General features: G+C 63.7%; 1 pseudogene. It reads right to left on the reverse strand.

The annotated features are described in order from the left end of the window. Window positions 1–319 (reverse strand): annotated as a pseudogene (locus VK92_RS43585) (hypothetical protein); the annotation flags it as partial. Window positions 320–474: the final 155 nt, after the last annotated feature.

Genomic DNA, 474 nt, shown 5'->3' on the forward strand with positions numbered 1-474 from the left:
TGGTCGAGCTGAGGCCGGTGGACAGCGAACCGACGCTGGACGCCGTCGAGGTGGACAGCGATGTGACCGAGCTGTTGGTCGAGCTGAGGCCGGTGGACAGCGAACCGACGCTGGACGCCGTCGAGGTGGACAGCGACGTGATCGAGCTGTTGGCCGTCGACAGCCCTGACGACGTGGACGTCGACAGTGAGCTCAATTGACTGTAGTTCACTGCGTCGGTCGGGTTCACCCCCGCCGCCACATTGGTCAGCGTAACCGGTGTCGTTGCTCCCGCCCCCCCAAGCGTCACTGACGAGTGCGCCGCATTGTCGTACTGCACTGAATTCGCAACACCAGTCGACAGCGAAGTGACACCGCTTTGTGCGGTACTGATGCCAGTCGAGGCCGACGTCGACAGCGATGTGACCGAGCTGTTAGTCGAGCTGAGGCCGGTGGACAGCGAGCCGACGCTGGATGCCGTCGAAGTCGACAGCG

This window comes from Burkholderia sp. LK4, from assembly GCF_001043615.1.
Classification (GTDB): domain Bacteria; phylum Pseudomonadota; class Gammaproteobacteria; order Burkholderiales; family Burkholderiaceae; genus Burkholderia; species Burkholderia cepacia.